At 64.0% G+C, this 26,980-nt stretch carries 22 protein-coding genes and 1 tRNA gene; 9 read left to right on the forward strand and 14 right to left on the reverse strand.

The window, feature by feature from the left end; translation table 11 throughout:
* Positions 1-234 precede the first annotated feature (234 nt).
* From NKH05_RS02425 to NKH05_RS02450, 6 genes are all read right to left on the reverse strand, one after another.
* Complete coding sequence (locus tag NKH05_RS02425; protein WP_352852430.1) at positions 235-2,016, reverse strand: NAD(P)-binding domain-containing protein; 1,782 nt, start codon at positions 2,014-2,016, stop codon at positions 235-237.
* Positions 2,017-2,436: 420 nt separating this feature from the next.
* The gene (locus NKH05_RS02430; RefSeq protein WP_352856343.1) at positions 2,437-4,470 is read right to left on the reverse strand and encodes an aldo/keto reductase; all 2,034 of its coding nucleotides are present in this window, start codon (positions 4,468-4,470) and stop codon (positions 2,437-2,439) included.
* Positions 4,471-4,526: 56 nt separating this feature from the next.
* Positions 4,527-5,624 carry an ABC transporter ATP-binding protein gene (locus NKH05_RS02435; RefSeq protein ID WP_023720570.1) on the reverse strand — a complete coding sequence of 366 codons (1,098 nt, stop codon included), beginning with the start codon at positions 5,622-5,624 and terminating at the stop codon, positions 4,527-4,529.
* Between the two features lie 8 nt (positions 5,625-5,632).
* On the reverse strand, positions 5,633-6,499 hold the full coding sequence (locus tag NKH05_RS02440) for a carbohydrate ABC transporter permease (RefSeq protein ID WP_352587971.1): 867 nt from the start codon (positions 6,497-6,499) through the stop codon (positions 5,633-5,635).
* Positions 6,496-7,356 (reverse strand): carbohydrate ABC transporter permease, encoded by an 861-nt coding sequence (locus NKH05_RS02445; protein ID WP_352481102.1) that lies wholly within the window; start codon positions 7,354-7,356, stop codon positions 6,496-6,498. The genes NKH05_RS02440 and NKH05_RS02445 overlap by 4 nt, the downstream gene beginning before the upstream one ends.
* Before the next feature lie 261 nt (positions 7,357-7,617).
* The gene (locus tag NKH05_RS02450) at positions 7,618-8,889 is read right to left on the reverse strand and encodes an extracellular solute-binding protein (RefSeq protein ID WP_352496003.1); all 1,272 of its coding nucleotides are present in this window, start codon (positions 8,887-8,889) and stop codon (positions 7,618-7,620) included.
* 106 nt (positions 8,890-8,995) lie between these two features.
* Here NKH05_RS02450 and NKH05_RS02455 point away from each other — a divergent pair, with 106 nt between their 5' ends.
* Positions 8,996-9,868, forward strand: a complete 873-nt coding sequence (locus NKH05_RS02455) for a helix-turn-helix domain-containing protein (protein ID WP_023720574.1) — start codon at positions 8,996-8,998, stop codon at positions 9,866-9,868.
* A 15-nt stretch (positions 9,869-9,883) separates the two neighbouring features.
* Here the strand turns inward: NKH05_RS02455 and NKH05_RS02460 are convergent, their stop codons facing one another.
* From NKH05_RS02460 to NKH05_RS02470, 3 genes are all read right to left on the reverse strand, one after another.
* On the reverse strand, positions 9,884-11,122 hold the full coding sequence (locus NKH05_RS02460) for a M24 family metallopeptidase (RefSeq protein ID WP_353024997.1): 1,239 nt from the start codon (positions 11,120-11,122) through the stop codon (positions 9,884-9,886).
* Between the two features lie 316 nt (positions 11,123-11,438).
* Positions 11,439-11,777, reverse strand: a complete 339-nt coding sequence (locus NKH05_RS02465) for a hypothetical protein (protein WP_023720576.1) — start codon at positions 11,775-11,777, stop codon at positions 11,439-11,441.
* A gap of 278 nt (positions 11,778-12,055) precedes the next feature.
* Positions 12,056-12,130 (reverse strand) — tRNA-Gly (locus NKH05_RS02470).
* 231 nt (positions 12,131-12,361) lie between these two features.
* On the opposite strand from NKH05_RS02470, the gene NKH05_RS02475 reads away from it, so the two are divergent.
* The 4 genes from NKH05_RS02475 to NKH05_RS02490 all read left to right on the forward strand — a co-directional run bounded on the left by NKH05_RS02475 (position 12,362) and on the right by NKH05_RS02490 (position 15,215).
* Entirely contained in the window at positions 12,362-12,859 is a 498-nt protein-coding gene (locus NKH05_RS02475; protein WP_352481098.1) for a prolyl-tRNA synthetase associated domain-containing protein, read from the forward strand.
* An 86-nt stretch (positions 12,860-12,945) separates the two neighbouring features.
* Positions 12,946-13,938 (forward strand): thioredoxin, encoded by a 993-nt coding sequence (gene trxA, locus NKH05_RS02480; protein WP_352481097.1) that lies wholly within the window; start codon positions 12,946-12,948, stop codon positions 13,936-13,938.
* Positions 13,939-14,101: 163 nt separating this feature from the next.
* On the forward strand, positions 14,102-14,773 hold the full coding sequence (locus NKH05_RS02485) for an LON peptidase substrate-binding domain-containing protein (RefSeq protein WP_023720579.1): 672 nt from the start codon (positions 14,102-14,104) through the stop codon (positions 14,771-14,773).
* 205 nt (positions 14,774-14,978) lie between these two features.
* Complete coding sequence (locus NKH05_RS02490; protein ID WP_023720580.1) at positions 14,979-15,215, forward strand: Trm112 family protein; 237 nt, start codon at positions 14,979-14,981, stop codon at positions 15,213-15,215.
* A gap of 89 nt (positions 15,216-15,304) precedes the next feature.
* Here NKH05_RS02490 and NKH05_RS02495 read toward each other — a convergent pair whose 3' ends face one another.
* From NKH05_RS02495 to NKH05_RS02505, 3 genes are read right to left on the reverse strand one after another with little or no spacing between them, the layout of a single operon-like run.
* Positions 15,305-18,607, reverse strand: coding sequence for an error-prone DNA polymerase (locus NKH05_RS02495; RefSeq protein WP_352496001.1), 3,303 nt, complete (start codon positions 18,605-18,607; stop codon positions 15,305-15,307).
* The gene (locus tag NKH05_RS02500) at positions 18,604-20,082 is read right to left on the reverse strand and encodes a DUF6504 family protein (protein ID WP_352587983.1); all 1,479 of its coding nucleotides are present in this window, start codon (positions 20,080-20,082) and stop codon (positions 18,604-18,606) included. The genes NKH05_RS02495 and NKH05_RS02500 overlap by 4 nt, the downstream gene beginning before the upstream one ends.
* Positions 20,015-21,070 (reverse strand): ImuA family protein, encoded by a 1,056-nt coding sequence (locus NKH05_RS02505; RefSeq protein ID WP_352481094.1) that lies wholly within the window; start codon positions 21,068-21,070, stop codon positions 20,015-20,017. Before NKH05_RS02505 ends, NKH05_RS02500 begins: the two co-directional genes overlap by 68 nt.
* A gap of 183 nt (positions 21,071-21,253) precedes the next feature.
* On the opposite strand from NKH05_RS02505, the gene NKH05_RS02510 reads away from it, so the two are divergent.
* Complete coding sequence (locus NKH05_RS02510; protein WP_023721935.1) at positions 21,254-21,676, forward strand: metallopeptidase family protein; 423 nt, start codon at positions 21,254-21,256, stop codon at positions 21,674-21,676.
* 87 nt (positions 21,677-21,763) lie between these two features.
* On the opposite strand, the gene NKH05_RS02515 is transcribed toward NKH05_RS02510, so the two are convergent.
* Entirely contained in the window at positions 21,764-21,970 is a 207-nt protein-coding gene (locus tag NKH05_RS02515) for a DUF1737 domain-containing protein (RefSeq protein WP_023721934.1), read from the reverse strand.
* Between the two features lie 24 nt (positions 21,971-21,994).
* The gene (locus NKH05_RS02520) at positions 21,995-22,876 is read right to left on the reverse strand and encodes an HpcH/HpaI aldolase/citrate lyase family protein (protein WP_352481093.1); all 882 of its coding nucleotides are present in this window, start codon (positions 22,874-22,876) and stop codon (positions 21,995-21,997) included.
* A gap of 278 nt (positions 22,877-23,154) precedes the next feature.
* Between NKH05_RS02520 and NKH05_RS02525 the strand changes: the two genes are divergently transcribed.
* Genes NKH05_RS02525 through NKH05_RS02535 form a run of 3 tightly spaced genes read left to right on the forward strand, consistent with a single transcriptional unit; the run spans position 23,155 to position 26,980 of the window.
* Complete coding sequence (locus NKH05_RS02525; RefSeq protein WP_352856346.1) at positions 23,155-24,714, forward strand: DUF4153 domain-containing protein; 1,560 nt, start codon at positions 23,155-23,157, stop codon at positions 24,712-24,714.
* Entirely contained in the window at positions 24,714-25,406 is a 693-nt protein-coding gene (locus NKH05_RS02530) for a response regulator transcription factor (RefSeq protein ID WP_352481091.1), read from the forward strand. Before NKH05_RS02525 ends, NKH05_RS02530 begins: the two co-directional genes overlap by 1 nt.
* The gene (locus tag NKH05_RS02535) at positions 25,394-26,980 is read left to right on the forward strand and encodes an ATP-binding protein (RefSeq protein ID WP_352481090.1); all 1,587 of its coding nucleotides are present in this window, start codon (positions 25,394-25,396) and stop codon (positions 26,978-26,980) included. Before NKH05_RS02530 ends, NKH05_RS02535 begins: the two co-directional genes overlap by 13 nt.

Below are 26,980 nucleotides of genomic sequence, written 5' to 3' on the forward strand. Positions count from 1 at the left end.
ACAAGACGTCAAATCCCCCGCAAACAAGCGAACAACCGCCGCAACCCCGCCGCCGCAAGCTTTTGCTCATGACTGCGCAACAGGTCCCTTGTGGGAGAAGGTGTCGCCGAAGGCGACGGATGAGGGGTGTTCCAGCTTGGCAAGGACGGCACTCCGTCCAACACCCCTCATCCGTCTCGGCGCTACGCGCCGATCCACCTTCTCCCACAAGAAGGGGAGAAGGGAAAGGCGGCCCTATCGCACCGGCGCTCCATAGACTGGCGTCGGAATGCCTTCCATGCGCGCCTTGATCTGCAGCGCCACGAATTTTGAATAGAAGCGCGACAGCGCAAGATTGCCGCCGTGGAACCACAGCGCTTCCTGCGCTGTCGGCTTCCACATGTTGCGCAACTCGCCTTGCCACGGACCCGGGTCGCCTTTCACGCCCGAGCCAATCCCCCAGCACGGCCCGACCTTGTCGGCGACTTCGCGCGAAACGATCGCCGCCACTGTCTCGTTCATCGAGAGATAGCCGGTGCAGGCGATGATTGCGTCGGCCGCCAGTTCCGTGCCGTCGTCGAAGAGGATGCCTGTCGGCGTCAGCGACTTGATCCCGACGCCGCTACGGATGCCGATCTCGCCGTCGATGATCAGATCGCAGGCGCCGACGTCGATGTAGAAGCCCGAGCCGGTGCGGTAGGCCTTCATCAGGAGCCCAGTCTCGTCGTCGCCGAAATCGATGGCGAAGCCGGCGCTGCGCAAGCGGTCGTAGAAGGCAGCATCGCGCGCCTTGATGACGTCGTAAAGCGCCCGCTGGCCTTGCGGCAGCAGCGCGAACGGCGTCGAGGCGACGATCATGTCGGCCTTTTCAGTGGTGATGCCGCGGGCCAGCGCCTTTTCCGAGAAGATCTCGAAGCCGATCTCCATCAGCGTGTCCGACTTGACCACCGTCGTCGGCGACCGCTGGACCATGGTCACCTCGGCGCCGCTCTCCCAGAGATCGACGCCGACGTCATGGCCGGAACTTGCCGCGCCGATGACGGCGACCCTTTTGCCGCGGAATTTCTCGCCGCTGGAATACTGGCTGGAATGCAGGATCTCGCCGTTGAAGACCTCGGCGCCCGGCAGGTCGATGCGCCTGGGCGGGCCATAAGCACCGGTCGCGAAGACGATGTGCTTCGGCTTCAGCGTGATGCGCTCGCCGGCGCGGTCGAGCTCGACCGTCCAGACCTTTTCGGTCTCGTCATAGGAGGCACTGACGCATGTCGTGGAGGTCCAGTAATTGAGCTCCATGACGCGCGTATACATCTCCAGCCAGTCGCCCATCTTGTCCTTGGGCGTGAACACCGGCCAGTTCTCGGGAAACGGGATGTAGGGCAGATGGTCGTACCAGACCGGGTCGTGCAGCACGAGCGAGCGATAGCGCTTGCGCCAGGAATCGCCGGCCTGGGCGTTCTTCTCGATGACGATGGCCGGCACGCCGAGCTGCCCGAGCCGCGCCCCCAGCATGATGCCGCCCTGGCCGCCGCCGATGACCAGGCAATAGGGCTGCCGGCTAGCGCCGAGGTCACGCGCCTCGCGGCGCCTCGCCTCCAGCCAGGTCTCGCGTTCCGGGTCGGCCTTGTGGCGGACGCCCAGAGGCCGCGCCGGGCCCTTGCGCTCTTCAAACCCCTTGAGATCGGTGATCGCCGTAAACAGCGTCCGGCACTTGCCGTCCCTGAGGCGCATGATGCCTTGGCCCCACGCCGATGACGTCTCGAAAGAAAACCAGGCCTCGATGGTGCCTTCGTCCGAAGTCGCTTCGCCGCTGAGCTGCCATTGAGCAGGCCTTGTGGTTGCCAGCGTCGCCGCCAGCATCTCGCGGATCGCGGCCGCCCCCTCCATCGTCTTGATGTTCCAGGTGAAGGTCAAAAGATCGCGCCAGTAGCAGTCCTCGACGAACAGATTGGTTGCGGCCTCGACGTCGCCTGCTTCGAGCGCTCGCGCAAACGAACCGAGCCAGGTGGCCGCCTGTTTCGACGGTGAGATGTCGAGCATCTATCCTCCTCGTCGACCAAGAGTGCCAGAAGCCGCGCAAAATTCGGTAGGGCCAGTACAAAATTCAGAAGGGATCGTAGCCATCTACTCCCGTTATAACGGCTCCTCGGCGGTTGCCAGGTGGGACCATGATTTCCGTGCCGTTGTCAAATCTGACCCGAACCGTGTCCTCCAAGGCTACTTCTACAAGTCGCGTTCCGACCAAAGCCCAGATTAAGCTTAAATCGCCGCTACGGTTATCCGGTTTTATCCAGACGTCAGGCCCTCCGTCGTAGGCCACCTTGAATAAAGTCCAGAGTTGGACGGTAACGCCAGCAAACTCCAAGTGCACTGAGTCGTTCTCGAGAAGCACTCTGATCAGCTCGTTTCCAACCCACGAGTCACGCATAGCGCATCTTCTAGCAACCTTTCTCCCTGCTGTCAGGCCCGCGCGCGGGCCTGATCCGAACCGCTATCCAGCCATGCAAGATCGTCCGGCGAAAGTGAGATGTCGAGCGCCTGGAGGCTGTCTTCCAATTCGTCGAGCGAGCGGGGCCCGATCAGCGGGACGGACGGGAAGGGCTGCGCCAGGACGTAGGCGAGCGCGACGTGGATCGGGCTTTTGCCCAGCCGCTTGGCGAGCTCGATGGCACGGTCGCGACGGCCGAAATTCTTGTCCGAGTACCAGACCCGGACCAACTCCTCATTGTCGCGCCGGTCGCGGCCGGCGCGGTCGGTGAAGAAGCCGCGGCCCTGGCTCGACCAGGCGAAATTCGGCATCTGCCGGGCGGTGAGCCAGGCCTTCCACGCGTCGCTGGAGGAGGTGACACAGCCTGCCCAGATCGGCTCCAGCATCTCGGCCAAGGAGAAATTGTTGGAAAGCGCGCCGGGCTTCTGCTTGCCGGTGCGCTCGGCATAGGCAATCGCCTCGTCCATGCGTTCCATCGTCCAGTTCGAGCCGCCGAACGGACCGCGGATGCGGCCGGCCTTGACCTCGCGGTCCATCGCATCGACGAATTCGTCGACCGGCACGTCCGGATTGTCGCGGTGCATGAAATAAACGTCGATATGGTCGGTCTGCAGCCGCTCGAGCGACTGGGTGAGCTGCTTGCCGATGACGTCGGGATAGCAGAGCGGCGAGTGCGCGCCCTTGCCGATGACCACGGATTGCTCGCGCACGCCGCGGTTTTTCAGCCATTGGCCAAGCAGGGTCTCGGTATAGCCGGAACCGTAGACGAAGGCGGTGTCGAACAGATTGCCGCCGGCCTCGAAATAGGCGTCGAGCAGGATGGCGCCCGACGAAAAGGTGCGGAAATCCTCGAAGCCGAGCGCCAGGCACGAGGCCCGCCGCGGCAGGCCCGGAATGCTGCGCTTGGAGATGGCGGTCCCGCCGGAGCGCAGCTTCCGTCCGGAGATCGTGTTGACGCGCTTTGCCGGTTTCTCGATGTCGTATTCGAGCCCGATCGCGGCACGCCATTTGTCGAGCACGCGCAGATTGCCGAGACTGTCGGCCCAGCCCATGCCGGGCCAGGCGAACTCCTGCTTCCCGCCGAGAATGGCCTCGCCGGCGGCGTCGACCTCGAACGCGTAAAGCCAGCCGTCCTCCTTGACCTCGACCACCTCGGTGTTACCCGGACGGATGATGCGGATTTCGCCGGTGCCGCCTTGCTGGCCGCCGGCATACCAGAAGTCCGCCACCTCGATGCGGCCTTTGCTGCCGAGAATGCGCAAGACATTGTCCTGAGCGAGCGAGATGCTGCAGGAGACTTCCGCGACGATGCCGCCCGGAAAATGCAACAGCGCCGACGCCCATTCGTCGACACCGGATTGGCCGAGATGCGCAGTACCCACCACTTTGTCCGGCTCGGCGAAGGGCTTTCCCGCCGCGGCGCCGGCAATCAGCCGCGCCATCGACACGGGATAGCCGCCGACATCGAGGATGCCGCCGCCGGCAAGATCCTTGGCGTAAAGCCGGTGCTCCGGCATGAAGCCCGGCATGGCGAAGCCGAAGCTGGATTTGATCATCTTGATCTCGCCGATCGCACCGGCACTGATCAGCTCGACCAGCTTGGCCGTCTGCGGATGCAGCCGGTACATGAAGGCTTCGCCGAGAAAGGTGCCGGCCTTGCGCGCCGCATGGATCATCGCGTCGGCCTCGAAGGCGGTCAGGCCAAGCGGCTTTTCGCAAAGCACATGCTTTCCGGCCTCGGCTGCCTTGATCGCCCATTCGGCATGGCTCGGATGCGGCGTCGAAATATAGATCGCGTCGACATCCGGATCGCCAAGCAAAGCCTCGTAGCCGTCGAGGATGCGGGCGCCGGGGAAAGCCTCGGTGAGCCCGGCCTTGCCGGGATTGCGCGCCCCTAAGGCGACCAAGGTGCAGGTGCGCGAATGGGCGACGCCGCCGGCAAAGGCCTTGGCGATGTTGCCGGGCCCGAGAATGCCCCAGCGAATTTTTTCTGGTTTGGAAGTCATGTCAAATCTCCGTGGGGTGGCCGCGAGCAATCGCGATCGGACAAAAGAAAGATGGGTTAGCGAATGCGTGCGCCGGTGGCGTCGAAGAGAAGCGAGCGGTCGGCCTTGATCGACACCACCAGGTCGTCGCCGTTGGCGCGATGCCGTGAGGCCTCGCGCTCGATGATCAGTTCTTCGCGCCCGCCCCCGGTCCCGGAATTGGCATAGACATAGCTCACCGATCCCAAGTGCTCGGCGACGTCGGCCTTGAGGGTAAGGTCGCAATCGCCCTGGCCGGCGTCGAAGAAATGCTCCGGCCGCACGCCAACCACGACATCGCCGCCTATCGCAGGCAAGGCATCGGAAAGCGGCTTGCGCAGTCGCACGCCGCGATGGTTGACCAGCTCCACGATCGCCGCGCTGTTGTCGGTTCCGACCACTTTCGCCGCCAGAAAATTCATCTTCGGCGAGCCGACGAAGCCGGCAACGAAGCGGTTGGCGGGGTCGTCGTAGAGATCGAGCGGCGCGCCGATCTGCTCGATATTACCGGCGTTGAGCACGACGATCCTGTCGGCCAGCGTCATCGCCTCGGTCTGGTCGTGCGTCACATAGACCATGGTAACGCCAAGCTCCTTGTGAAGGCGCGATATCTCGACGCGCATCTGCACCCGGAGCTCGGCATCGAGATTGCTGAGCGGTTCGTCGAACAGGAACACTTGCGGCTCGCGCACGATGGCGCGGCCGATGGCGACGCGCTGGCGCTGGCCGCCCGACAATTGCCGCGGCCGCCGCTTCATCAGCTCGGCGATGCGCAGGATTTCGGAAGCCCGCTTCACCCGCCGCTCGGTATCTGCCTTGGGGTTGCCGGTCATTCTCAGGCCGAAGCTCAGATTCTGCTCAACCGTCATGTGCGGATAGAGCGCGTAGGACTGGAACACCATGGCGATGCCGCGATCGGCCGCCTCGACGTCGTTCACCACCTTGCCGCCAATGGCGATCTCGCCGTCGCTGATGTCCTCGAGCCCGGCGATCATCCGGAGCAGCGTGGACTTGCCGCAGCCGGAAGGGCCGACGAAGACGACGAATTCGCCGTCATCGATATCGATATTGGCGCCGTGGACGATCTCGAAGACGCCGAAGCGCTTGATGACGTTTTTGAGTGTGACTGCCGCCATGCTGATCCTTACTTGATAGCGCCGGCGGCGATGCCGGCGACGAAATGGCGCTGCAGAAGCACGAACACGACGAGCATTGGCGCCGTCAGCATCACCGCGCCCGCCATGATGCCGCCCCAGGACACCTTGGTGAGACCGATCAGCGTGCCGAGCGCCACGGGCGCGGTCATTGCGCCCGGCTTGGAATTGATCAGCAGCGGCCAGAGATAGTTGTTCCAGGAGGCAAGGAACAGGATGATGGCGAGCGCTGCCAGCATCGGCCGCGCCAGAGGCAGTGCGACGAACAGGAATATCCGCCATTCCTTGACGCCCTCGACCTTGGCGGCGTCGAACAGTTCGTGCGGCATCATCGAAAAGCTCTGCCGCATGAAGAGCACGCCCAGCGAATTGAACAGCGGCGGCACGATCAGCGCCACCCAGGTGTTGGCGAGCTTGAAGTCGCGCGCCACCATGATGAATTGCGGGATCAGCACGACCGCATAGGGCAGCGTGATGGTGCCGAAGATGATGGCGACGACCATGCCCTTGCCGAAGAAGTTGTAACGCGCCAGCGCCCAGCCGGCCATCGAGGTCAGCATCACCGACAGGAAGGTGTAGGTCACCGCCACCGAGACGGAGATGCCGATGGCACCGATGAAATTGGTGCCGCGCTGCAGATTGCTGACATTGTCGAGGAAATTGCCGTGCGGCAAAAGCTCGATGTCGGGGCTGAAGATGCCGTTGTCGGGCATCGTGGAAAAGACCACCATCATCCACAGCGGAAACAGCCAGACCAGCGCCAGCGGCGTCAGGAACAGATGCAGCGCGATGCTGCGGCCCAATCTGGCCTGGGAACGGCCGACCCGGGAATGGCCGATTGGGGAGCGCGAGGTCATTTCGGTTCCCTCGTCAGCCATATCTGCACCAGCGAAATGGCAATCGCCAGTCCGGCCATGGTGTAGGCGATGGCCGAAGCGTAGCCGAAATTGAGCGACCGGAAGCCCTGGCGATAAAGCAGCAGCCCGAGCGTTTCGGTGCCGCCGCCCGGCCCGCCGCGCTCGGTGATTAGGAAGGGCTCGGTGAACAGCTGCATGGTGCCGATGATCGACAGCACGGCGCAGAACACGATGATCGGCTTGAGCAGCGGCAGCGTGATGTAGAAGAACTGTTTGACCTTGCTGACCCGGTCCAGGGTCGCCGCCTCGTAAACATCCTCGGGGATGGACTGCAGGCCGGCGAGCAGGATGATGGCGTTGTAGCCGGCCCAGCGCCACGTCACCGCCATCATGATGACCGCCATCGCCGGGGTGACGTTGGTAAACCAGTCGACGTTGGGCAGGCCGATGCTGTTCAGCAATTTGTTGATGATGCCGTAGTCCAGATTGAACATCAGCCGGAAAACCGCCGAATAGGCGACCTCGCCGACCACGACCGGCGCGAAGAAGGCAAAGCGGAACAGGCCACGCGCCTTGAGCAGCGGCGAGTTCAAAAGCACCGCCATCACAATCGCTAGCGAAATCATCACCGGCACCTGGATGACAAGGATCAGCAATGTGTTCTTCAAGGCATTGAAGAAGGCCGGATCGCCGATCAGCCGGCCCCAGTTGAAGGTCGGCGCGAACCGCCACGGCACGGTGCGCGTCGCCTGGAACGAGATCAGGAAGGAATCGATGATCGGCCACAGCCAGAAGATCGAGAAGATCAGCAGATAGGGCGCAAGGAAGCGATACGCCGTGGCGTTCTGGTAGCGCATCGTTCTCCTCCTTTCTGCTTTCGCCTGCTGGGGCGCGCGGTGTTGATGTTTCAGGCGATGCGGCGCCGCAAACGGCGGCTTGTTCGAAGGCCGGTGCCGCCCCTCATCCGCCTGCCGGCACCTTCTCCCCGTAAGTGACGGGGAGAAGGGGCTGGGCCGCAACGCTGGTGACCCCCTCTCCCCGTTCTTCACGGGGAGAGGGTAAGGGTGAGGGGCAGCGCAAGCGCCCGGTAACTGACTCTGGGATCATTCCGTGTCAGATCACGACTTGACCGGCAGGCCGGTCGCCGCGGCGATCTGGCTTGCGGCATCGTCGAGCGCTGCCTTGGCGTCGGGATAGCCCCCGGCCAGATATTTGGTCTGCACCGCGCGGATGATGATTTCGGCGTCGCTCTGGAACGGCGTACCGCGGCTGGGGACGACCTTGGGCAGGGTGCCGAGGATGTCCTTCCACACGGCTTGGCCACCCCAATAGGGCAGGCCCTCGGAGACATAAGGGTCGTTGAGCGCCGAAATCAGCGACGGCACCAGGCCGAAGCCTTTCAGCATGGTGATCTGGCCCTCATTCGTCCCTAGCGTGTATTTCAGATAGGCGTAGGCGGCTTCCTTGTTCTTCGACACCGAGGTGATGGCGAGCGAGGAGCCGCCGAGATTGGCGGCGCGCGGACCGTCGGCGGTCAGGCTCGGCATCAAATAGACGCCCCATTTGCCTGTCCCATCGGGCGATTCGGTGCGCACAGTGCCTTCATACCAGCCGCCATACATCTGCGTGGCGACCTTGCCGGCGGTGTTGTTGGTGATCTTGGTGCTCCAGTCGGCAGAGGAAATGATGCCGGCGTCCTTCATCTCCTTGATCTTGGTCATGGCATCGACGCATTTGGGCTGGTTGACCGTGATCGATTGACCATCGGCGGAGAAGTAGGCGCAGCCCTGCTCGTTGGAGATCATGCGGAAGAATTCGGAATCGCCGTTGAAATCGGCGTTGGTCATCGTGACGCCGGGATTGGCGGCCTGGATCTTCTTGGCGGCAGCGATGAAATCGTCCCAGGTCTTGATCGAGGACGGATCGACGCCGGCCTTCTCGTAGAAGTCGCGTCGGTAGAACATCGCCACCGGCCCCGAATCCCACGGCATCGCATAGGCCTTGTCGTCCACCTCGAGCTCGGTGCGCTTGAAGTCGGGGAATTTTGCCTGGTCTTCCGCGGTGTAGCCGAGCGTGTGCAGGTCGACGAAGCAATCCGGGAACTGGCTCCAGTAGTTTTCCGCTTCGCCGTTCTCGATCGTCACGATGTCCGGCAGGCCCTCGCCACCGGCGGCACAGCCGGCGATCGACTTGTCGTAGGTCGGCTGGTTGCCGAGGTCCTCGACCGTGACCTTGATGTCGGGAAACTGCTTGTTGAAGCCCGCTATGGTGGCCTTCAGCGACGAAGCGGCGATATTCCAGCTCCAGATCGTGATTTCACCGGACTGCGCAAAGGCCGGGCTGGAGCCCAAGGCAAGCGCGAGCGCGGCGCAGGTCAATTTTATGCGCATTGAAATCCTCCCATTTCAGTTGCTCTCTGTTTGCGAGCGTGGCTAGACTAGGCCTCGGGAAAGCCTTGTCCGCGACAAAGGGAATAAGAAATGAGCGGAAAGTAAGATGCCGGAAAGGCCGTTTTACCAGCCTGGCGCCAGCAGCGTGGAGGGCCTGCCGCTGCTGCTGCAGATGTTTCACACCCAGCCCCTGGTGATGCTCAAGCCGCATTGGCACGCCCAGGTCGAGGTGAATTTCATCGTGCGCGGGGCCGTGCATTACCGCATGGACGGGCACGAGCTTTCGCTCTCTGCTGGCGACATGTGTCTGTTCTGGGGCGGCCTGCCGCACCAGATGGACGAAGCCTCCGACGATGCCATCTATGCCGGCGCGCATCTGCCGCTGGTGCATTTCTTCCGGCTGCATTTGCCGGTCGACGTCCGCAACAGGCTGATGACGGGCGCGACGCTGGTAACCGACGCCACCGACCGGTCGGACGACCACAATTTCGAGCGCTGGAACCGCTATGCCCGCTCCGGCGACCCGGTCAAGGCCGAGCATGCCGTCAACGAGCTTTTGCTGCGGCTGGAGCGGGTGCGCTTCGAGCCTTACCGGCTCGCCCCCGAAACCCCGGTCGAACAGGAGATAGGCAGTCCCTTCGATCAGCAATCGCTGCGCAATGTCGGGCGCATGTGCGACTTCATCGCCGAGAATTTCCTCTACGAGATCGATTGCGTCGACATCGCCGCGGCGGCCGACATCCATCCCAAATACGCCATGAGCATCTTCAAGAAATCGACCGGCATGACGCTCAACGAATATGTGAATCTGCTGCGCCTCAGCTACGCGCAGGCGCTGCTGATGCATCAGGATGCCAATGTACTGCGCGTCGCCATGGAATCGGGCTTCGGCTCGCTCAGCGCCTTCAACAAATCGTTCCGCAAGCTTGCCGGCATGTCGCCGTCGGATTTCCGCAGGGGCGTGGCCGGCGCCAGGTAAGGGCACCGGCTGGATTCAGCCTATAGTCCCCAGGCGCCTCGGCAAGCGGTTCATCGGCAGCGGCCCGTTCGCGGTGATCAGGAACTGGTCTTCGAGATTGAAGCTGGCGAGACCGTCGATGTAGAGCGGGATCTCGAATGCCAGCACCATGCCGGCTTCGATCACGACATCGCTGTCGGCCGAGATGAACGGCCATTGCTCGGAAAACACGGAATGGCCGACGCTGTGGCCGAAATGGCCGCGGCGATAGGAACGCAGGCCCTGGCGCGCCAGGCTTTCGCTGGCGGCGCGATGCACGCCGGCGAACGGCTTTCCGGGCATAAGCGCGGCAAGCCCATCGGCGAAGGCGCGCTCGGCTATCGCATGCAATTCGGCCTGTTCGGGCGACGGCGGCCCGAAGGTGAAATTCCTCGACATGTCGGAGGCATAGCCGTTCACGCTGCAGACCATGTCGGCCTTCAGCGGATCGCCGGCGGTGACTGCCACATCGGCGCTTTTGGGCCGAGCGCCCAGTGTGACGTATTCCGCCGTCGAGATTTGCAGCGAGGACCCGGCGGCTGCTTCGGCGACGCCTTGCCGGTAGAGCGCGACCAGCTCCGACTGACGCATGCCGGTCGCCGCATGCTGCTGCAGTCGCGACAGGCCGGTTTCCGACAGGACGATGCCCTGCCGCAGAAGGTCGATCTCGCTTTGCGATTTGATTGCCCGCAGCCTGTCGAGGATCGGCGAGCCGTTGACCAGGGCCGTGCCGGGCAACATCGCCTGCATCGCGGACAAATCGCTGGCCGAGACAAAATCCAGCTCGATGCCGAGCGTTGCACGCTCCAGCCCGAATTCGGCGAGCATCGTCTTCAGCTCGCGGACAGAGCGGGCAAGCTCGAAGGTCGCTGGACGTGCAAAACCGGGGGCGCGGCCAACCAGGCCGGCCTCGATGCGCTGCGCAACGGGCCGGCCGGCTGTCGCCGGCTCAAGCGACGCGGATTCGATCCAGATCGGATGCGTGCGCACCACGGCATCCGCCACCGCCGCCCGGAGCTGGGCAGCCTGGAAATCGGCAACCACTACGCCGATCGGCAGGTCGTCTCGTCTCGGGATGACCACGAAACCGGCGCCGGCCCGGCGGAACAGGCCGGCCGGGCCGATCCAGGCGCCGGTGGCATATTGGAATGCCTCAGGCTCGCAAAGCACCAATGCCTCGATATTGGCACGCTGCATCAGGTCTGTTGCGCGTTCTCGGTCGACAAAGCCCGTCACGGGATCTCCTCGCATGCAATCGAATCCGACGCCGATGCGGCGGCGTTTGGCCTCAGCGTAGCTTCAGGGCCGCTGTGGAGCAGCTTTTTTCTGGAAGCGCTGTTGACCTGCCGACCCTAAAAGCGCGGTGCGTTCGACCGGCCTCATGCGACGCGCTTCAGGTTCTTGTTTCATGCATGTCGGTGTCGCAAAACCGCTGCACAGTTTTGCGCGACATGCATCAAAGGCCTTGAGAGTTCGAACGCCAGGCGGGGAAACGAAAAAAAGCCGCGGCGAACCACGGCTTTCAACGCGACAAGTTGTCAGTTTCGAATGCTTACTCGGTTTCGTCAGAGGTGTCGTCGGCAGTGTTTGCCGCGTCTTTCGCGGCCTTCCTATCCAGCGCTGCCTGCAAGGCCAGGGTGGCCTGCGGTGAGGCCGGTGTCGTGGCAACGACCGCCATTGCATGAGCAACTCCGGTCGTCGACTTGTCCTTGGCCGCGGCCGAGGTGGCGGCTCCGTGTCCCTGCGAGCCGGCCCCAGCCGAGTTTCCGCCGTTGCCGTGGCTGCCGCCATTGCCGTTCCCGCCGCCATTGCCGCCGGGGGCAGCGAGGACCGGAGACGCGACAAGGGTGAGAGCGGCCGCCGCTGCGAATAGATAGGTGCGCGTTTTCATAATTCCTCCTTCGAGTGGCCCTCCCGCCAGGATGGGTTCCAGTGAGAAACGTGAGGACTTTCCAAAGTGGAGCCCGCTGTCCAACAAGTTCCGTTCAAATAGAGCATTCTGCAAGACGGACCTTGGTCCGAGGACGACACGCAAAAGTCCTGAATTCTATCTGCAACGTACTTGGCGCGACCGCAGCGCCTGCTGGCAAGTGCGTCCTGTGCCGCCCAAATGCGAAAAAGCCGCGGCGGACCGCGGCTTTTCGATGCTTGATTTCCCTTGAGAGAAACTGGAGCGGGTGAAGCGATTCGAACGCTCGACCCCAACCTTGGCAAGGTTGTGCTCTACCCCTGAGCTACACCCGCTCGCGCGGCTTTCGGGCCGCAAGCCGCGCCTATATGGCTGAAGAGCGCGGCGATTGCAACAGGGAATTCGCAGGCTTTTTGCTTCGCCGGCAATGCGGACAAGCCGTCCCGCGACACGTCGCAAGGCAATCACCCCTGCATTGCGCGACGGGCTTGTCTTGGCCGCATCATTGGCCGTAAACGGCGTAGGCCGAACAAGCCGTTGAAAGCGGGCCATCAGAAGAAAGACCGATGCCGAAGACCGAAGCCGACCTTTTCGCCTTTCTTGCCGGACTCGGGATCGAGGTATCGACACAGCGGCATCCGCCGCTGTTCACTGTCGCCGATTCGCAGGTGCTGCGCGGCGAGATCGCCGGCGGCCACACCAAGAACCTGTTCCTCAAGGACAAGAAAGATAATTTCTTCCTGGTCAGCGTCGGCGAGGAGGCGGTGGTCGATCTAAAGCAGATCCATCATCTGATCGGCGCCGCGGGCCGCGTGTCTTTCGGCCGGCCGGAGATGCTGATGGTGCTTCTCGGCGTCGTCCCGGGCGCGGTCACCGTTTTTGGGCTGATCAACGACACGGAGCGAAGGGTCAAGGTCGTTCTCGACGAGGAGCTGATGAGCCATGCTGTGGTCAACGCCCACCCGCTGACCAATGAGGCGACGACTTCCATCGCCGCCACGGACCTGGTCAAATTCGTCGAGGCAACCGGACATGATGCTGTTATCTTGAAAGTCTCGGCATGATCGCCACATGGGTGACTGAAACCGGGTTCTGAAGAAGGATGTTGCGCCTGTCCCTTGGCCGGCGGCGCGACCGAAAGGGCGACGAGATGAGCGATAGCAACCCCTTTGGCCGCCCATTTGGCAGCAATGGCGGTCAGTATGCCACCACCGTGCAGTATGGCGGCACCGATGCCGCGCGTGAGAAGGTCGCACTTGCGGAGGTGCCGGCCGACGTCATCAAGGACACCACGACCGCTGGATTTGCCGCCGACGTCATCCAGGAATCGCGCCGCCAGCCGGTGCTGGTCGATTTCTGGGCGCCATGGTGCGGCCCCTGCAAGCAATTGACCCCGCTGCTGGAAAAGGCGGTGAAAGCCGCCGGCGGCAAGGTCAAGCTGGTCAAGATGAACATCGACGACCATCCATCGATCGCCGGCCAGCTCGGCATCCAGTCGATACCGGCGGTCATTGCCTTCAAGGACGGCCAGCCGGTCGACGGCTTCATGGGCGCCATTCCCGAGAGCCAGATCACGCAATTCATCCAGAAGGTCGGCGGCAAGGATGGTGGCGCACCGCAAGTGGCCGAGGCGCTGGCCGCGGCCGCCGAGGCGCGCGAGGCCGGTGACGTGCAGACCGCGGCCGACATCTACGACGCTATCCTGGAACAGGCGCCGGAGACGATCGAGGCGATCGCCGGCTTGGGCGATCTGCTGTTCGAGGCCGGCGATACCGAAGGTGCCGATGCGATGCTGGCGCGGGCGCCGGAGGCAAAGAAGGATGCGCCGCAGCTCGCCGCGCTGCGCGCCAAGATGGCGCTCGCCGCGCAAGCAGCAGTGCTCGGCAATCCGGCGGAACTGGAACGGCGGCTGGCCGAAAATCCCGGGGATCACCAGGCGCGGTTCGAGCTTGCGATGATCCAGAACGCCAAGGGTGATCGCATGGCGGCGGCCGACAATCTGCTGGCGATCATCAAGGCCGACCGCTCGTGGAACGACGATGGCGCCAGAACCCAGTTGCTGCAGCTCTTCGAGGCATGGGGCATGACCGACGAGGCAACGCTGTCGGCACGGCGCAAACTGTCGTCGCTGCTGTTTTCCTGAGCCGGCGCAGACTGTTTTGTCCGGCGGGCTTGCGGTCGGCGGCGGCTGCGCCAGATTAGGTTTTCGGACGGCATTCGATTTCGGGTTTCCGGTGTCGCGCCTTGTGCCGGCCGGGAGGAGACGGGTTTGGTGCGCTTCCTGACGAAGCGATCGGAGGATTGAGGTGCAGGCGGGAAACGCGCATTACCGACTCGCTGCGGACTTACCGTCGACCATGCCGATCTTTCCGCTTGAGGGCGCATTGCTGCTGCCGGGAGGCCGCATGCCGCTCAACATCTTCGAGCCGCGCTATCTGCAGATGGTCGATGAGGCGATCGCCGGGGCGCGGCTGATCGGCATGATCCAGCCCAGCCTCGACGGTGCGCTGCGTCCCGACGGCGAGCCGGAACTCTGCAATGTCGGCTGTGCCGGGCGCATCATCGCGCTGTCCGAGAGCGGCGACGGTCGTTATCTGATTTCGCTGCAGGGCGTGTGCCGGTTCCGCATTGTCCAGGAACTCACCGTCAGGACGCCGTTTCGCCAGTGCCGGTTGGCACCCTTTCTCACCGATCTCGACGACGACCAGGCGGAAGCCGAGATCGACCGGCCGGCGCTGCTCAAAGCGTTTCGCGCCTATCTGCAGGCCAACGATCTGGAGGCCGACTGGGAAAGCGTCAGCCGCGCCGAAAACGCCATGCTGGTCAACGCGCTGTCGATGATGGCGCCCTACGGGCCGGCCGAGAAACAGGCGCTGCTCGAAGCGGCCGATCTAAAGACACGCGCCGAAACGCTGATCGCCATCACCGAAATGGCGCTGGCGCGCGACAATGAGGATTTCGGTTCGAGTTTGCAGTAGGCTCTTGCCTTCTCCCCTTGTGGGAGAAGGTGGATCGGCGCGTAGCGCCGAGACAGTTGAGGGGTGCTGGACGGAGTGCCCTCGGTGCCAAGCTGGAACACCCCTCATCCGACCGAGATTCGCTCGGCCACCTTCTCCTACAAGGGGAGAAGGGAAGTCCGCGCGCGAAACCCCGAAGCGGTTGCCTTGTGGAAGGACGGATCGAATGGCGGATGGACGTGACGGGAACAGGACTGTCGATCCCAAGCTGCTGGAACTGCTGGCCTGCCCGCTGACCAAGGGGCCGCTTGCCTGGGATCCGGAGCGCGGCGAGCTTGTCTCGCGGGTGGCAAAGCTTGCCTATCCGGTGCGGGACGGCATTCCTATCATGCTGCCATCGGAGGCGCGGGTCATCGCCATAGACGATGCCATGCCACCGCCGCGCCTGGGTGGCTCGGAATAAGGGCCGCTCCGCAGCGATCCTTCGCGCCCCCCTTGTCCTGCCGTCATCAAATTCCGCACCGCAGCAACGCTCTGACGAAGACAGGGGGCCTATTGAAAATTGCGTCCCTTGGGCATGACCTTCTCCGCCTTTCCCAATAATTCCGTTTGCGCGATGCTGCCCGGCCGAGCCTCGTCTGTACGGCTCGAAGGCTCAGGTCCTGCCTCTTCCAGCAGCACCGACAGCCACGGCGTCAGATCCTCGACCTTCTCGGCGACGATATGGATGACGTCCGATTCCGATTGCAGCTTGCCGGTGACGCGGATGAGACGTGCGCCCATGACGATGGGGCGGAAGCGGTCGAAAGTCCTTTCCCAGAAAATGATGTTGGCGACCGCATTCTCGTCTTCCAGCGTCAGGAAAATCGCCTTGCCATTGCCCGGCCGCTGCCGCACCAGCACGAGGCCGGCGACCGAAACGCGCCGGCCGTCCCGCACCTGGCCGAGCCGCGCATTGGGCGTGACGCCGGACCGATCCAGCCTTTGACGCAGGAAGGCGACCGGGTGCGCCTTCAGCGACAGGCCGAGCGAGCGGTAGTCGTGGACGACGTGCTCGCCGAGCGGCATTGTCGGGAGCCGGGTTTCAGGCTCGAGATCGCGCAAGCGGATCGCCGGCTGATCGAACAGCGGCAGCTTTTCGGCGGCACTCTTGCCGTCGAGCGCGCGGACCGCCCATAGAGCGTTGCGGCGGTTCAATCCAAGCGAGCGGAAGGCGTCGGCCTGCGCCAGCTTTTCGATCTCGTCGACGTTGAGGCCCGAGCGCAGCCAGACATCGCGCACGGATGTGTAGCCGTCGCCGCGCCTCACCACAAATGCTTCCATGCGCTCCTTCGACAGGCCTTTGACCTGGCGAAAGCCAAGCCGGACGGCATGGCTGGTCCGGATGACACCGCGCATTTGAACATGGCGGTCGAGAATGCGGGCCGGATCGAAAGGCGATTGCTCCAAGGCGCAATCCCAGCCGGAAAAGTTGACGTCGACCTCTCGGATCTCGACGCCATGATCATGCGCGTCGCGGACAAGCTGAGCCGGCTGGTAAAAACCCATCGGCTGGGAATTCAGAATCGCGGCGCAGAACACGTCGGGATAGAAGGTCTTGAACCAGCAGGAGGCATAGACCAGCAGGGCGAAGGAGGCGGCATGGCTTTCGGGAAAGCCGTATTCGCCAAAGCCCTCGATCTGCTTGAAGCAACGCTCGGCGAAGTCTTTTTCGTAGCCCTTGGCAACCATGCCGTCGACCATCCTCTTGCGGTAATTGCCGATCGTGCCGGTGCGCTTGAAGGTGGCCATGGCGCGGCGCAATTCATCGGCCTCGCCCGGCCTGAAGCCGCCGGCAACGATGGCAATCTTCATTGCCTGTTCCTGGAACAGCGGCACGCCCAGCGTCCTGCCGAGTATTTTTTCCAGTTCCGGCTTCGGGTATTCGGGCTTTTCCTTGCCTTGCCGGCGGCGCAGATAAGGGTGGACCATGTCACCCTGGATCGGGCCGGGCCGCACGATTGCCACCTCGATGACGAGATCGTAGAAGTTTTTCGGCCGCAGCCGCGGCAGCATCGACATCTGCGCGCGCGATTCGATCTGGAAGACGCCGATCGTGTCGGCGCGGCAGATCATGTCGTAGACATGTTTGTCCTCGGCCGGGAGAGTGGCCAACACATAGGGTTGGCCATATGCGTCCCGCGCCTCGGGATAATGATCCTGGAGCAGGGTGAAGGCGCGCTGCAGGCAGGTCAGCATGCCGAGCGCCAGCACGTCCACTTTAAGGATTTTCACCGCGTCGAGGTCGTCCTTGTCCCACTCGACCATCTTGCGCTCGTCCATCGCCGTCTTGACGATGGGTACGATCTCGTCGAGCCGGTCCCTTGTGATGACGAAACCGCCGACATGCTGCGACAAATGGCGGGGAAAGCCCATGATCTCGTTGGCGCATTCGATCACATGCCTTGTCGAGGGATCGGTCTGATCGAGGCCGCCGGCTTTTGTCTCCTTTTCGCCGAGCTCCGAGGTCGACCAGCCCCAGATCGAACTGGACAGCGCGCTCCGGACGTCGTCCGACAGGCCCATCGCCTTGGCCACTTCGCGCACCGCAGAGCGGCCGCGGTAGCTGACGACAGCGGCGGCCAGCGCGGTGCGCTTGGTGCTGTATTTGGAATAGATGTACTGGATGACCTCCTCGCGCTTTTCATGCTCGAAATCGACATCGATGTCGGGCGGCTCGTTTCTTTCTTCGGAAATGAAGCGCTCGAAAAGCGTGTCGATCTTGTCCGGGCCAACTTCGGTGATGCCGATGCAGAAGCAGACGATCGAGTTGGCGGCGGAGCCGCGCCCCTGGCAGAGAATGTTCTGGCTGCGGGCGAATTTGACGATGTCGTAGACAGTCAGGAAATAGCGCGCGTAGTTCAGGCGCTCGATCAGAGCGAGCTCCTCCTCGATGCGCTGCGTCACAAAAGCGGGCACGCCCGAGGGGTAGCGGATGGCGGCCCCCTCCTTGGCCAGCCTTTCCAGCTCGGCCTGTGGCCCGAGGCCCGATTCCGTCGGCTCGTCGGGGTAGTTGTATTGCAGGTCACTGAGCGAGAAGCTCAGCTCGCCGGCAAAACGCAGCGTTTCCGCCAGCGCTTGCGGATGCCTGCGGAAAAGCCGTGCCATCTCCAGCGGTAGCTTTAAATGACGCTCGGCATTGGCCGCCAGTTCCAGCCCCACCTCGGCGACGGGCACATTGAGGCGGATCGCCGTCAGCACGTCCTGCAGCGGGCGCCGTTCCGACGTATGGTAGAGCACATCGTTGGTCGCCATCAGCGGGATGCCGGCCAGTTCGGCCATCGCCGCCGCCTGCTCGATACGGAAGCGGTCGCTGCCGCGGTAATCCGGCGAAACCGCAAACCGCAGGCTTTCGCCGAAGCGATCCGTGAGCCGGCTAAGCACAGCAAGGCTATCGGCCGCGCCCGTCGACACATCCGGCAGGATGGCCAGCGACAAGAGATCGCCCCATTCGAGAAGATCGCTTTGTTTGAGAAGCGTTGCTCCCTTTTCGTTTTCGTCGCGCAAATTGGCCTGCGTCAGCATGCGGCAGAGATGGCCCCAGCCCTTGCGGTTCTGCGGGTAAGCGAGAATGTCCGGCGTGCCGTCGCAAAATACCAGGCGGCAGCCGGGATGATAGGAAACACCCTCCACCTTGGCCTGCTGCCAGGCGCGCACGACGCCCGCCACCGTATTGCGGTCGGCGAGCCCGATCGCTGAAAACCCCATGAATTTCGCCGCGACCACCAGCTCCTCCGGTTTCGAGGCGCCGCGCAGGAACGAGAAGTTCGACTGGATGCCGAATTCGGCATAGGGAACGGCTGTCAGCGCATTCATGCGAAGACTCCATGCATGAACCAGCGCGGAGCGGGCTGCGAGGCGCCGTAGAGGCCTTGGCGGTAAAGCCAGTAACGGCGGCCGTCGGCATCCTCGATGCGGAAATAGTCCCGGGTCGGCGCATCTTCCCGTCCCGCCGCCTCTCGCCACCATTCAGGCGCAATGCGCTCCGGCCCTTCGGCGCGCGCGACCCGGTAGAGCGCGCGCCGCCAGCGGAAGTTCAAAGGTGGGCCTTCCGGCATTTCGGTGGCCGGCACCTCGATCGGCTCGGGCGAACGGAAAAGCCGGATCGGCCGTTCCGGCTGGAAGACGGTCGTGGGAGCATCCTTCACCTTGTCCGGCTGCTTCGGCGGCGAGCTTCTCTGCGGCGCTTCGGCGAAGGGAATGGCGGCGACGGCGCGCTCCGGCAGATGGCTCTCGACGGCGACCGGCTTCAAGACCGCGCCTTCGCCGAGCCGGGCGCGGATGCGGTCGGCAAAAAGCGCGATGTCGGCGCCCCCGTCGTTCGTCTCGCCGGCAAGGTCTGCCTGCTGCATGTCGAAGGCGGCGGCGGTCAGCACCGAGAGGCGCACGAGATCGAAACCATAGCCGGCGTCGATATCCTGTTCGAGCGCGGCAAGCCTTTCGTGAAACAATTTCTGGATCAGCAGCGGCTCGCGCAAAGGTCGCGAGGTGCCGACGGCGATGCGGCTGACGCCGCCATCGACGCGAAAGAGCAGCAGCGCCAGCCGCCTTGCGCCCTCGCCGCGACGCTCGAGGTCCTTCTTCAATGTGGCCGCCAGCATGCCTGTCAGCCGCTCGATGTCCTCGGTCAGCATGATCGGCTCGGCGAGGTGGCGTTCGACCGAAAGCGGCGCGACCGGCAGGCGCGGCGACACGGCTTCGTCGAGGCGGCCGAGCGCCTGGTCGAGGCGCAATAGCAGCGATGCGCCGAAGCGGCGGGCCAGCGGCGCGCGCGGTGCCGCCATGACGGCGCCCGCCGTGCGCAGGCCGACGCTTTCGAGGCTGGCGCGGACCTCTGGATCGATGCGCAGTGCCGCCAACGGCAAGGGCGCGAGAAGCGCTTCCTCCTCACCATCGGGAACGATGCGGTCGCCGGCAAACCGCGCCGCCGCCCAGGCCGAGCCCGGCGTGGCGGCAAGCCCGGCGCGGACATCGAAGCCCTGATGGAAAAAACGCGACAGGATGTCGTCCAGCATCGAGCGTTCGCCGCCGAAAAGATGGGTGCAGCCGGTGACGTCGAGATAGAGGCCATCGGCCCCGTCGAGCGCCACCAGCGGGGTATAGCGGTCGCACCAGTCGGCGAGGCCTTCGAGCAGGCGCCGGTCGGCTTCCGGATCGGCCTCCACGATGTCGATCGAGGGATGCATGGCGCGTGCATCGGCTATGCCCATGCCGCGTTTCAGGTTAAGCGCTTCGGCCCGCTCGTCGAGGGCGGCGATGCGCTGGGCGTTCCGGTCGCGGTGACTGATCACCAGCGGCAGGTGATCCGACGGCCGGGAACGCCAGGACCGCCCCAGGCGCTGCCGCAGGATCCTCTCGGCGGCGAGATGTGGAAACCACAGGGACAGGATTCTTTGCCCATTCCTCGCCCCGTCTTTCTTCGAATATGCGTTCATCGGGGTTCCACTCCAGTGTGAATTTTCCGGGCAAGGCAGTGCGGCTCTTGCCGATGGTGATGGTGAAGGCGGGCCGGCCGATCGAGCCGGCGAGCGGCCCGGCGATCGTCTCGCGCGCTGCCGCCGGTGCCGCCGACAGGATGAGGCGGACGGGCGCTGCCGTCGGCTCGGGCTCGCCGGCCTGGCGCAGCAGGAAAAGCGGCCGGCCGGCACTCTGCGCCCGGGCGTGCAGCCGCCGCGTCGCGGTGAGATCCAGCCGCTGCGGGTTGCCACGGATTTCGAGGATGACTGCGGCCAGCGCCGTCATCCTGGCGGCCTCCTCGGCGACCCACAGCGCATCGAGCAGCCTTGGCGCCTCGGAAAACAGCAATTGCTCCGGCTCGATGCCGAAGAAGGCGTGAAGCCCCCCGGCATAGGGAAAGCCGGCCTCGCGGAAAACCTCGGATGTGCCGATCCACAGCACCGGCAGTCGCGGCCCCTGGCTGAGGATCAGGCTGATGAGCGACAGGACAAAACCGGCGACTGCTCCGGCATCGCGGGTCGCGGCGCCATGAAACTCGCTCAGCGCCGCCTTCGGCAGGCCGCCGCTCAGCGCAGCATCGAGGCGCTCGGCACCGGTGCGCAAAAACGCATCGGGCGGCGCCACGGCGAGGCCGCGACGGACAATCGTCAGATTCCGAGCGGGTGTCGGATTCCGAGAGGATGCCAGACTCTGGCGAGGCACATCCGCGTCAAACGACGAACCGGCCGGCGCTTCCAGGCGCTCGGACAAGGTCCCTTCGATCTTCGCGATCTGGCGGCGCAGGGCAAAAACAGTCTCCCGCGCCACGGCGCTTGTCGCCATGACGGTCAGCTTCCACTCACAATTGTTCCTGTTATGTTCCTATAGATTCCAGAGGGCGGCCAAAGAGTCAAGCGGAGTCATGGGGAATTTATTCCTGCCTTGATGGCATGGTCCGGGCGCTCCAGCCCGACCATTTGCCGAGTCCGGCCCGAAAGCCTATATGCCGGGATCAAAGGACAAAGCATGGCTCGCATCTACCAAACACGCATCTGGCACGACCAGCTTTCGCCAACGATGGAGGAAATCGAGCTCCTGGCGCTGGAGGCCTATGCCCATCTGCCGGAGGAGTTTCGCAAGCTGACCGGCGAGATCGTCATTCAGATCGCCGAATTCCCGACCGACGAGATCATGGACGACCTTTCGCTGGAAACGCCCTTCGACCTGCTCGGCCTGTTCGAGGGGCGCGGCATCGCCGAGCGCTGGAATCCGCAGACCGGCGAAGGCCCGAACCGGATCACGCTCTACCGCCGCGCCATCCTCGACTACTGGGCCGAGAACGAGGAGACGCTGGGCGACATCGTCACCCATGTGCTGATCCATGAGATCGGTCACCATTTCGGCCTGTCGGACGATGATATGGAGAAGATCGAAGAGGCAGCGGAGTGACGTCGTTTTGACTGGAGAGCGCAGCGTTCCTTCGCGCCAGCGTCCAGAAGTGTCCCGCATTCGCGGGCACCCGAAGCGATGTCAGCGCTACCAGTCGCTGAGCTTGGTGTCGGGGCCGTATTCCTGGCCTTCGATGTCCTTCACCACCGCCTGGCCGCAGCGCATGGTCTTGGCATTCTTGTCATAGGCATAGGTCGGCGAGCCGAACAGGTGCCAGCCCTTGTTGAGCGCCGCCGTCACCTTGTGGCAGAAGCTGGCGTCGTCCGGGCCGGACAAAAAGCGGTAGAGTTTCATTTTCAATCCCGTCGTGAGTTGCAATCATGCGCGAACAGCGGCGGCCTTCGCCAGCAGTTTTTCGGCCTGCGCCAGATGCAGCCGCTCGACCATCTTTCCGTTCAGCGCAATCACCGCCTTGCCGGTATTTTCGGCAAGCGCGAAGGCATCCTTGATCGCGCCCGCCTCGGCTATCGCTTCAGGCGACGGCGCAAAGGCCCGGTTTGCGGCCTCGATCTGGGCCGGATGGATCAGCGATTTGCCGTCGAAGCCCATGGCGGCCGCTTCCGTGCACTCGCGCGCAAACCCGTCCATATCGCTAAAATCATTGAAGACGCCGTCGAGCAGGTCGAGGCTGCCGGCGCGCGCGGCGAGCACCATCTGCATCAGCCACGGCACGAGATAGCGCCGGTCGGGCGTGGTGAGAATTCCGGTGTCCTTGACCAGATCATTCGTTCCGGCAACGAAACAAACCAGTCGAGAGGCTGGGTCGCGGCCAAGCTCGGCGATCGGGCCGATGTTGAGCAGCGCCTTGGGTGTCTCCATCATCGCCCATAGCTTGACCTCGTCCGGCGCAAAATTGTCGTCGAGAACGTCACCGGCCTCGAGAATGTCGCGCGGCGTGTCGACCTTGGGCAGCAGGATGGCGTCGGGAGCGCATTTTGCCGCAGCCAGCAGATCGTCGGCGCCCCATTCGCTCGACAGCGCATTGATGCGCACAACCATCTCGCAGCGCCGGTTGGAACGGCCGGCGAAAATCCGCGCCAGTTTTTCGCGCGCGGAAAGCTTGTCGGTCGGGGCGACGGCGTCCTCGAGATCGATGACGACGGCATCGCAGGCCAGCGACCGGATCTTGGCCAATGCCTTGTCGTTCGAAGCCGGGACGTAAAGCACCGAGCGGCGCGGGCGGGAGGGTTCGGCAGTCATGTCCGATCTATGCCGCCTGCAGACGGCCGAGGCAAGCCGTGCATAAAAACTGCACGCAATTTCGGAAAATCTCCTCGTCTCCGCCCCGCTTGCCACCCGACAGAATGCGACAAGGGCGGCATGCAAGAGCAAACAAATTGCCGTTGGTCCCTGCCGTACCGGCTTCGCCGCGACAGCTGGTGGCTTGTCGATCCGCCCCCGGCAAACCTCCTCCCTTTCGTCCGCAAATCCCCGCCCAGATATTCCGGCCGCATCAAAGCGGCCGAGAAAGCCCGATCATGACAGCGTTCCTCACGCCGGCGCCGAGCTATTGCAGCCGCTTCGGCGTTGCCGTCCTGCTCGTCGCGCTGGCCGATTTTTTCTTCTATAGCCAACCGGCCGGCATCACGCTTTTCCTGTTCGGCGTTGCGATTGCCACCACGAGCATGGCTGTCCATCCTCTCGGCTCCTTCAATGATGGCAGGCCCTGGTTCAAGCCAGTTGCGCTGCTTGTGGCGCTGCTGCCGGTCGCGGAAAATGTCAGTGCGCTGTCCGTCTCGATCGGGCTGGCGGCGCTGGCCGTCTTCGCGCTTTCGCTGGCCGGGCGGTTGAAGCACGGGGTTGCCCGCATTGCCGGCCAACTCTCGCTATTCCTGCTTGCAACGCCCTTTCGGTTCGTCCTGGATTTCTTTCGCTGGCGCAAGGCGGCCCGGCAGCTTGGCCGACGGCGCGTGCGCCTTGCGACGATTGCCGTCTGGGTCATGCCGCTAAGCCTCGGCGCGGTGTTTCTCGCGCTGTTCGGCGCCGCCAATCCGGTCGTCGAATACTGGCTGTCGCTGATCGACCTAATGGCACTGCTCGAGCTCATCCAGCTGCCGCGTCTCGCCTTCTGGCTGTTCGTGCTGGTCGGCGTCTGGGCCTTTCTGCGCCCGCGCCTACCGCGCTTTCTCCGCTCCATTCCGCGTGTGCTGTCGCCTGTGCCTGTCGGCCGGGCGACGACAAAACCCGCCAAGGCGATCGAGGACATCATCTTCGGCAAGGCCGTGATTCTTCGTGCGCTGGTCGTCTTCAACATCCTTTTCGCGATGCAGACCGCGCTCGACGCCACCTATCTGTGGGGCGGCATCGCGCTTCCCGACGGGCTGACCTACGCCGCCTATGCGCATCGCGGCGCCTATCCCTTGATCATCACAGCGCTGCTCGCAGCTGGCTTCGTCCTGGCGGCGCTGCGGCCGGGCAGCACGACCTCCAGCGATCCGCTCATCCGCCGGCTGGTCTACGTCTGGGTGGCGCAGAACATCGTGCTGGTCATCTCGTCGATCCTGCGGCTCGACCTCTATATCGGCATCTACGCGCTGACCTACTGGCGCATCGCCGCCTTCGTCTGGATGGGACTGGTGGCGGCGGGCCTTGCCCTGATCATCGCCCGCATCGCGTTCGAAAAATCCAATGAATGGCTGCTTTCCGCCAATCTTCTGACGCTTTCAATGACGCTCTATGCCTGCTGCTTCGTGAACTTCGCGGCGCTGATCGCCAACTACAATGTCGAGCACTTCATTCGAAATGACCGGCCAAGGCACCGAACTCGATTTCTGGTATCTGCGTACGCTCGGTCCCAGCGCCTGGCCGGCGCTCGACCGTTTCCTCGAGCATCAGGGCAGGACGAATGCGGCCAGCGTTTCCTCGTACCGCGAACTCGCCCGTTTGCTTGGGCAGGACGAGGCCCGCTACCGCGCCGGCCTAGAAAACTGGCGCGCCTGGAGCTTTCGCGACTGGCGGCGCCTTCGTGCTCTCGACACACGTATCCCGTTCGTGGCTCCTCCGATGTCCGAACCCTTCATGCCGGGCCGCTGATTTGATGCCGCACCACATACTGGTCGCCGACGACGATCCGCACATTCGCGAAATCATCTGCTTCGCGCTCGAAAAGGCCGGCATGAAGACGCTGGCGGTGCCGGACGGCGCGGCTGCCTTGCAGGCGATCGAACGCCGCGCGCCCGATCTCGTCGTGCTCGACATCGGCATGCCGGAAATGGACGGGCTGGAAGTGTGCCGGCGGCTGCGCCACACATCCGACGTGCCGGTGCTGTTCCTGTCAGCGCGGGATGAAGAGATCGACCGCATCCTCGGGCTGGAAATGGGCGGCGACGACTATGTCACCAAGCCGTTCAGCCCGCGCGAGCTGGTCGCCCGCGTCAACGTCATCCTGCGCCGCGCCCGGCCTGCGCCCGAACATGCCGATGATCGGCAATTCTCGCATGGCAGACTGGCCTTAGTGCCGGCAAGCCATACAGCCAGCTTCGACGGCAAGCCGCTGGTGCTGACGGGCATCGAATTCGCGATCCTGAAAGGGTTTTTGGCGCGTCCCGCGCATGTGCTCGGCCGCGACATGGTGATGGCTAATGCCTATGCTGCCAATATCCACGTCGCCGACCGCACCGTCGACAGCCATGTCCGCAACATCCGCGCCAAGCTGGCGGCGGTCGGCTGCGTCGATGCAATCGAGACCGTGCATGGCGTCGGCTTCCGGCTCGGCAAATGCGGCGCGTGAGCGCCCAAGAACGGATTGGCAGCAAATGGCGGCCACGGCTTGCCACGGTCGTCATTGCCATCCTGATCATGGTGATGGCACTGCCGCTGGCCGGCCTGTTCTTCTTCCGGCTGTACGAGAACCAGCTGATCCGCCAGACCGAGGCCGAGCTGATCGCGCAAGGTGCCGCCCTTGCCGCGATCTATGCGCAAGAGGTCCGTGAGGCCGGCCTTGCCCCGGAAAAGCTCGGCACACCTATGCCTCCACCCAGTACAAGGGATCGGGCTTCTGCCTATCAGCCGATCGAACCGCGCCTCGATCTTGCGTCCGACAGGATACTGCCGACCCGGCCAGCGGCCACGGCGGCCAGCGTCGATCCTGCCGTCGCGGCGATCGGCGCGCGGCTGTCGGGCATTCTTGCCGCGACGCAGAAAACCACGCTGGCCGGCTTCCGGCTGCTCGATCCCAGAGGCGTGGTCATCGCCGGGCGTGAGGAGGCCGGCCTGTCGCTCGCCGCTGTCGAAGAGGTTCGCGCAGCACTTGCCGGCCGCTACGCCAGCGCGCTCAGGCTGCGGGTTCCCGACCAGCCGTCGCCGCCGCTCTATTCGGTCAGCCGCGGCACCAAAGTCCGCGTCTTCGTCGCCATACCAGTTGCGGTCTCCGGCAAGGTCGCCGGCGTGGTCTATCTGTCGCGGACGCCGAACAACATCGTCAAGCATCTCTTTGGCGAGCGCGGCAAGGTGGCGCTGGCGGCAATCGCCATCCTCGGCGGCACGCTGCTGATCGGGCTGGTCTTCCTGCGCACCGTCAGCCGGCCGATCTATGCACTGATCGAGCGCACCGAGCGCATCGCCGCCGGCGACCGTGAGGCGATCAGGCCGCTTGATCACCACGGCACGCGCGAAATGGCGGCGCTCTCCGCGGCCTTCCTCGACATGGCCGAAAAGCTGCATGCGCGCTCCGACAGCATCCAGACCTTCGCCACCCACGTCTCGCACGAACTCAAATCGCCGCTGACGGCGATCCAGGGGGCAGCCGAACTGCTGCGCGATTCGGGCGGCGCGATGGACGAGGCCGAGCGGCGGCGTTTTTCAGACAATATCGTCACCGATGCCGGCCGGCTCAATCTGCTGGTGCGCCGCCTGCTTGACCTTGCGCGTGCCGAAAATCTCGAGCCCAGCGGCCAAGGCACATCACTCGCTCCGGCACTGGCGCTGCTGCCGGCCGACCACAGGCTGGCGGTGCGCCTCGAGGCGGGCGCCGATATCGGCCTGCGCATATCGGCCGAAAACGCGGCGATCGTGTTGGCCAATCTCATCGACAATTCGGCGCGACACGGCGCGACGCTGGTCTCGGTCACGGCAGCAAGCGCGGACGGCAAGGCCACCATTGTGGTGGACGATGACGGCGCCGGCATTTCGCCCAGCAACCGAGGCCGCATCTTCGAGCCGTTCTTCACCACGCGCCGCGATTCCGGCGGCACCGGCATGGGCCTCGGCATCGTGCTGGCCCTCCTGAAAGCGCATGATGGCACGATCCGGCTGGTTGACTCGGCGAGCGGCACGCGCTTCGAGATCATCCTGCCGGCGGCGTGA

The organism is Mesorhizobium sp. M1399 (assembly GCF_040317735.1).
Taxonomy (GTDB): domain Bacteria; phylum Pseudomonadota; class Alphaproteobacteria; order Rhizobiales; family Rhizobiaceae; genus Mesorhizobium.